The organism is Clostridium psychrophilum (assembly GCF_018861705.1).
Lineage (GTDB): Bacteria > Bacillota > Clostridia > Clostridiales > Clostridiaceae > Clostridium_AD > Clostridium_AD psychrophilum.
This window is the reverse complement of record NZ_JAHLEC010000143.1, coordinates 1-6,731: the sequence shown is the minus strand read 5'-3', so window position 1 is coordinate 6,731 and position 6,731 is coordinate 1. Positions and strand designations below refer to the sequence as shown.

Here is a 6,731-nt window from a genome sequence, read left to right as displayed (position 1 = left end):
TTATCTTCAAATATTTGTTTTATAGTAATCTTATTATTTTTCATGGTTATATCATCTCATATTTTTCTTATTTTTTCTATCTATTTTTTAGCTAGAATGTTATCCACAGTGCTTTCCGCAAGCTGTTTCCTATATAATAAAAAAATAAAGCTGACATCTAATAAAAAAGATGTCAGCTTTGAATTTGAATAACATTAACTTAATATAGTAAGAATGAGTATAGACTAACCCGTACTATAAATATATATTTCTAATTTATATTTATTCAAACTTACTTAAACATTCTAGTAATTCATTATAATTATTCTTTGCTACTATTTCTCTGTCTTTAACATTTCCCATTTCTTGCTTATTAAACTCTTCATTATTATTTAAATTTATTAAAGCCTTTTTTACAGTTTTTTTAAAATTTGGTATCATATTCATTATCTTTTTTACCCCATAAATATATTCATCATCATAAAGCTTGAAGCATTGAAATAAACCCGATGTAAGTCTGCCATCTGAAAATATAAAAATATATCTATCACTCATCTCATCTGACAAATCTACTTCAACCTTATGCTTATATAGTCTAAAGATAACACCATTTTTCTCTACAAAAACAGGAAATATCGTGGAGAAAAGCAACCCCGTTTCCTCTTCCTCCTGAGCAAAGCCTGTAAAATCATTTTCATTAAGTTTTTCAACTACATCTTCTGTAAAAATGCATTTACGTATTTCTTTTCCTAATTTGCTTCTTAATTTCTGCTCTTTCTCATCGGATAATAAATTGTCTATTGAATTAAATAATTTATTTAAAGGACTCTTACTCTCATCTTTTTTCATAATTACAATACCTCCTCAATCATATAATGTTTATAGAATTAGCTAATTTAGTTATGTTATAATTAATCATTTAACCATTATAAGAAATAGATTCCATAAAAAAGGACATATAAGAACAGTTACAACTCCCGAAATAGCCATAGTTAACCCACTCATTGCTCCCTCGGTTTCTCCTATTTCCATAGCCCTTGCCGTTCCTAGTGCATGAGAAGATGCCCCCATAGCAATTCCAAATGCCACTTTATCCTTAATTTTTAAAATTTTATACAAAACAGGTCCAACAATAGACCCTATAATTCCTGTCATAATAATAGCTACAACTGTAATTGATGAAAGTCCACCTAATTGCTTAGACAATGCTATTCCTATAGGTGTTGTTATAGATTTTGGTATTAAAGATTTGGTAAGCAAATCAGTCAATCCAAATAATTCTGAAAAAAATACTACACATACAAAACCGGAAATAGCCCCACTAAAAATTCCTATAAGAATTGGTACAACATTTTTTTTAAATAATGCAAATTTTTTGTACATTGGAAGTGCTAATGCAACTGTAGCTGGAAATAAGAAAAATGAGATTATTTGACCTCCATTATTATAATCTTTATAGGAAATATGAAATTTTTGGAGAAAAAATATTAATATAATAATTGCTATTAATAGTGGATTAAAAATTGAAAGTCTGCCTTTTTTCTTTATATAAGTTCCAAATTCATAAGCAATAAGAGATACTATTACGCCAAAAATTGGTGAAGTAATTAAATCATTCATTTAATCGTCCCTTTCTTAAAGCTTTAACTACTAAGGCTGTTACAATCCAAACTAAACATGTGGAGAACACAACTATAATTATAAATGGTACCCACTTTCCTTTTAATACACCAAAAGCCGTCATCAGACCTACTCCAGCAGGAATAAAGAAAAAAGACATATTCGATAAAAGAAATTCGCAAAGTTCCTCTATCATTTCAACTTTAACTATTCCTATTTGTAGTGCTAAAAACAGTAAAATAAGCCCAATAACAGATCCTGGAATTGGAATGTGTAATGTTAGTTGTAATATAGTACCAATAAGATATGGAATTAAAACAATCATCAATTGTCTTATGTATTTCATTTTATCACCCACTTATTAAAAATTTTGTCTATTTATCCATATAGCCTCTTGTCATAGGCAAATCATTGTTTACACCTTTTGCAAATAATATTTGATGAATATTGATATTATCACAATTAAATCATCTCATGGGTCGCTGCAACATCTTCGTTGAATGGCGTAGCACATGAATTTAAGTATAATAATTAGTCTTGTTAGGTATACCATTTTTTTATGAAGCAGTCAAAACCGATGAATAGAAGTTTTGAGCCTAGTAAACGGCAATCATATTTTCATTGATTAAAAAAACTCTCATATACTTACTTTTTGAATCTTTTATACAACAACTAATTATAAAAACAAAAATTGTTTTTATAGCTAAATTAGAAGAAAGTTCATTCATAGATTTAAGTACTCTTTTAAAGTAACTTTTAGAAGAATAATGAATAGAATAATAAAGAGGACAAATTACTTAATGGAGGAATAAAAATGAATTTAAATGGCAGTAAAACTGAAAGAAATCTTTTAAGCACTTTCGCAGGAGAATCAAGAGCAAGAAACAAATATACATTTTATGCTGAAAAAGCAGAAAAAGAAGGTTATGAATATATAGCCTCTATTTTTGAGGCTACCGCAAATAATGAAAAAGCTCATGCAAGAGAAGTTTTTAATAGATTTCTTAAAATGAATAAAAATACCGCAGAAAATTTAAAAGATTCCGCAAAAGGAGAAGCTCATGAAAGTAATACTTTATATAAGCAGTTTGAAAAAGATGCTATAGTTGAAGGGTTTATGGATATTGCAAACTTCTATAAAGAATTACAGGAAGTAGAAGAAAATCATGAAAATAGATTCATGAAAATATATGAAAATCTTGAAGCAGGCATGATATTCAAAAGAGAAACTGATGTAAAATGGCAATGTATGAATTGTGGATATATTCACATAGGAAAAGACGCACCTGAGTTTTGTCCACTATGCAAGTTTCCAAAGGCTTACTTTAAAATCTATTGTGAAGACTACAAATAGGAGGAGTTAAAATGCTAATTTATTATCCACCCTACTATATAGTACCAGTAACCCCTTTCATACCTTTAAATGAGGTTAATAATAGCATTAATTATAATAAAATCTGCAATAGTTCATATATCGATGAATATAACTCTAAATGCGCAGAAGAAAATGAATTGTACAACTCTTATAGAAGTATAAATGAAGATGCATTTTATGATGTTGATGAGGAATATATAAACAAAAGTCTTAAACAATATGATATTTAACAAAAGAACAGCACAATTAATCTATAATTGTGCTACTTTTTATACTAAAAGGGCATAACAAATGTTTTCCCTGTTTTAGGATTTTTTGTTACATATACCTCTAATCCATAAACCTTTCTAATTATATCTTCTGTTAGTATTTCATCCGGATATCCATTTTTATAAACTTTACAGTCATGCATCAATATCATACGATCACCATATGCTGCTGCTATATTTAAATCATGAAGTACCACAATAATCGTTACATTTTTATTTTTATTTAATTGTTTTAATTGATTCATTATTTCAATTTGTTGATGAATATCTAAATGAGAAATAGGCTCATCCAAAAGAATTATTCCTGCCTGTTGAGCAATTGCTCTTGCAACTACCACACGTTGCCTTTCTCCACCGCTTAATGCATTTATACTTTTTTCTCTAAATTCCCAAGTATTTGTCATTTTCATTGCATTCTTTGCTACTTTCATATCTTCTTCACTTTCTGAACAAAACCTATCAATATGAGGTGCTCTTCCCATAAGAACTATATCTTGTACTGAAAAATCAAATTCAATTTCTGTACTTTGCGATACCACCGCCATTCTCTTTGCTAAAACCTTTGATTTTATTTCGTCTAACTCCTTTTCATCAATATAAATTTCTCCAATATCCGCATGAAGTGATTTTGATAATATTCTTAAAAGAGTAGTTTTACCCGATCCATTCGGTCCTAAAATGGTATAAAATTTTCCTTTTTCTATATTTATATTTATGTTTTTTAATACTTCATTATCAAAAGAAAAACTCACATTATTTATCTCTATCAACTAAATCACCTTCTTCTTCGCTTTATATAATAAAAATATAAAAAACGGCACTCCAAAAATAGAAGTAATGATCCCAACAGGTATTTCTGACGGTGGAAGTATTCCCCTTGCAATCGTATCACAAATTATTAAAAACATTGCCCCAAAAATTGCAGAGAATGGTATGACCACCCTATTATCAGGTCCACAAATCATCCTAATAGCATGAGGCACTATTAATCCCACAAACCCAATTATTCCACTTACCGATACAACTGCCGCTACCATTAAAGTACTTATTACAAATATGTATTTTTTTAACTCATTTACATCAATACCAAGACTTCTAGCACTATCTTCTCCAAGTAGCATGATATTTAAATCTTTTGAAAATGCAGATATAAACAAAATTGACGGAACTGTTACAATAGACAGTAAAATTACGTCACCCCATCCAGCTGTCGAAAAACTACCCATTGTCCACATAACAATTTTCTCAATATTATCTCTATTAAATGTCATCATTAGTGAAATGATAGCAGATAATAAATAATTCAAAGCAACACCTGCAAGCAGTAACGTTACCACTGGAACTTTTGTGCCAACTCTAGCAATATTGTAAACAAAGAATGTAGTTATTATAGCTCCCACAAATGCACTAAGTGATATCATACTTATTCCAAAAAAATGAGTTTCTTTAAGAAAAACCATAGTTATAGTGGCTCCAAGTGCTGCCCCCGATGATACCCCTAATATAAATGGATCCGCCATTGGGTTTTTAAAAATTCCCTGATAAGAAGTCCCAACTACTGAAAGTGCTGCTCCTACAAGACCAGCCAAAAATATTCTTGGCAATCTTAAGTTTAACAATATAATTACAGATGTATATTTAATTCCGTCAAGTGATACAAATTTATTTACTATTGGTATCCTACTCATTGTAATTAACGCCGTCTGTTTTAAAGAAATGTTAGCCACTCCAAAATTTGTGGCAAGAATTATAATTATAAACAATAAAAATATTCCTACTACAAATATTCTTCTATAAAAAGGTTTTTTTTCTATAAACGTCATGGTAATTTAACTCCTTCTATTTAAATAGTTCAGGATGAACTATTTTTGCAATTGCTTCTAACCCATCTGCAAGTCTTGGTCCTTGCCTAACAATAATATTTTCGTCAATTTCTAACAACTTGCCATTCCTTACTGCCTTTAAATTCTTGTAACCATTTGTTACTTCTATACTTTTTTTTGAATCGTATAAATTAGAACATATTAATACATCAGGATCTTTTTGCACAAGCTTTTCAAGACTGTATTTCCAACCAATTACGTCATCTGCCGCATTTTTTCCTCCAGCCATTTCTATCATATTACCTATAAATGTATCTTTCCCTGCAGTAAAATCGCCACTCTTACCAAAACCTGCGATGTAATACACTGTTGGCTTCTTAGCTTTCGATACCTTAGTTGTTACATATGCAACTTTCTTTTTCATCTCTGATGTTATTGACTCTGCTTTTGCGCCAGCATTAACAACCTGACCAAGCTTAAACATGGTATTATATACGCCATTGAAATTTTTATCATCACTAAGCACTATAACCTTTATATTAAGCTTTTCTAATTTTTTAATCACATCCTTATTAAAAAGCGTTGAAGTTAAAACTACATCAGGCTTTAGTTCAACAATTTTTTCTATACTTGGTGCTAATAAATCACCAACTGATAGAACCTTTAGAACCTCATTTGGGTAATCGTCGTAGTTACTTCTACCTACTACACTAGAGCCCTTACCAAGAGCATAAATTGCTTCTGTTACATTTGGTGCAATTGTAATAATCCTTTTAGGCTCTTTCTCGATGGTAACTGTTCTCTTATATGAATCAACAACCTTTAAAGGATACACCACGTTACTCGCTGCATTTTTAGTAGTATTAATATCTTTATTAGTAGTAGTTTTGCTCGCGCATGCACTAAATACAAAGCACACTAATACAGCTAAAGCCACAACTATTATATTTTTTCTCATAAACATTAGTTACCCCCGTAAATTATAATTATTTAATCTTAACTGGTATACCACAAACTACCATATAAACTTCCTGTGACCTTGATGCAATATATTGATTTACCCTACCAGCTATGTCTCTAAAAACTCTTGCCATTTTATATTCAGGTACAATTCCAGAACCAAGTTCATTGGTTACAAATATTATTGTTTTCAAATTTTTGTCAGCCGCATCAATAAATTCTGCAATTTCATTTAAAATTTCACTTTCCATTATATCTATATCATTATTATTTAGCTCATCAAAGTTATCTCCTGATCGTTCTAGCATAAGATTCGTAACCATTATTGTTACACAATCTAATAAAATAAGATCAAAGTGTACCTTTTCGTTACAAAACACTTGTTTTAAATCCTTGTACCCTTCAAAAGTATACCAATTATTTGGCCTTCTTTCCTTATGTTTTTTAACTCTATCCTTCATTTCATCATCAAATGGAATTGAAGTTGCGATATAAAGTACCCCACCTTTAGCCTCTTTAGCTAGCTTCTCAGCATATGTACTTTTGCCACTCCTTGCACCACCTGTTATAAGTACAATGTTTTTCATAGTATACCCTCCTTGTATAATCTAATTATAAGTTTGATAAGAAACCTTCTTTAAATAATACGAATGATTTCTTACTTATCTTTATTAATGTTAATGTTTATTTTTATTCATTTCTAAA

At 29.8% G+C, this 6,731-nt stretch carries 9 protein-coding genes; 2 read left to right on the top strand and 7 right to left on the bottom strand.

The genetic code is table 11. The annotated features are described in order from the left end of the window. Positions 1-261: 261 nt before the first annotated feature. The 3 genes from KPL38_RS17535 to KPL38_RS17525 form a co-directional block, all read right to left on the bottom strand. Positions 262-828, bottom strand: coding sequence for a hypothetical protein (locus KPL38_RS17535; protein WP_216290430.1), 567 nt, complete (start codon positions 826-828; stop codon positions 262-264). Between the two features lie 66 nt (positions 829-894). Beyond that, positions 895-1,599 (bottom strand): LrgB family protein, encoded by a 705-nt coding sequence (locus tag KPL38_RS17530; protein ID WP_216290429.1) that lies wholly within the window; start codon positions 1,597-1,599, stop codon positions 895-897. After that, complete coding sequence (locus tag KPL38_RS17525; protein ID WP_216290428.1) at positions 1,592-1,945, bottom strand: CidA/LrgA family protein; 354 nt, start codon at positions 1,943-1,945, stop codon at positions 1,592-1,594. The genes KPL38_RS17530 and KPL38_RS17525 overlap by 8 nt, the downstream gene beginning before the upstream one ends. A gap of 468 nt (positions 1,946-2,413) precedes the next feature. Between KPL38_RS17525 and rbr the strand changes: the two genes are divergently transcribed. Both rbr and KPL38_RS17515 read left to right on the top strand, forming a co-directional pair. After that, on the top strand, positions 2,414-2,953 hold the full coding sequence (gene rbr / locus KPL38_RS17520; protein ID WP_216290427.1) for a rubrerythrin: 540 nt from the start codon (positions 2,414-2,416) through the stop codon (positions 2,951-2,953). An 11-nt stretch (positions 2,954-2,964) separates the two neighbouring features. Next, a complete protein-coding gene (locus KPL38_RS17515; RefSeq protein WP_216290426.1) occupies positions 2,965-3,204 on the top strand; it encodes a hypothetical protein in 240 nt (79 codons plus the stop codon). 44 nt (positions 3,205-3,248) lie between these two features. Here the strand turns inward: KPL38_RS17515 and KPL38_RS17510 are convergent, their stop codons facing one another. From KPL38_RS17510 to cobU, 4 genes are read right to left on the bottom strand one after another with little or no spacing between them, the layout of a single operon-like run. Beyond that, positions 3,249-4,013, bottom strand: a complete 765-nt coding sequence (locus KPL38_RS17510) for a heme ABC transporter ATP-binding protein (protein ID WP_216290425.1) — start codon at positions 4,011-4,013, stop codon at positions 3,249-3,251. Beyond that, positions 4,014-5,066: a FecCD family ABC transporter permease gene (locus KPL38_RS17505; protein WP_216290424.1), complete on the bottom strand. Its 1,053-nt coding sequence runs from the start codon at positions 5,064-5,066 to the stop codon at positions 4,014-4,016. A 16-nt stretch (positions 5,067-5,082) separates the two neighbouring features. Further along, the gene (locus KPL38_RS17500) at positions 5,083-6,030 is read right to left on the bottom strand and encodes an ABC transporter substrate-binding protein (RefSeq protein ID WP_216290423.1); all 948 of its coding nucleotides are present in this window, start codon (positions 6,028-6,030) and stop codon (positions 5,083-5,085) included. Positions 6,031-6,052: 22 nt separating this feature from the next. Next, positions 6,053-6,613 carry a bifunctional adenosylcobinamide kinase/adenosylcobinamide-phosphate guanylyltransferase gene (gene cobU, locus KPL38_RS17495; RefSeq protein ID WP_216290422.1) on the bottom strand — a complete coding sequence of 187 codons (561 nt, stop codon included), beginning with the start codon at positions 6,611-6,613 and terminating at the stop codon, positions 6,053-6,055. Between the last annotated feature and the right edge of the window lie 118 nt (positions 6,614-6,731).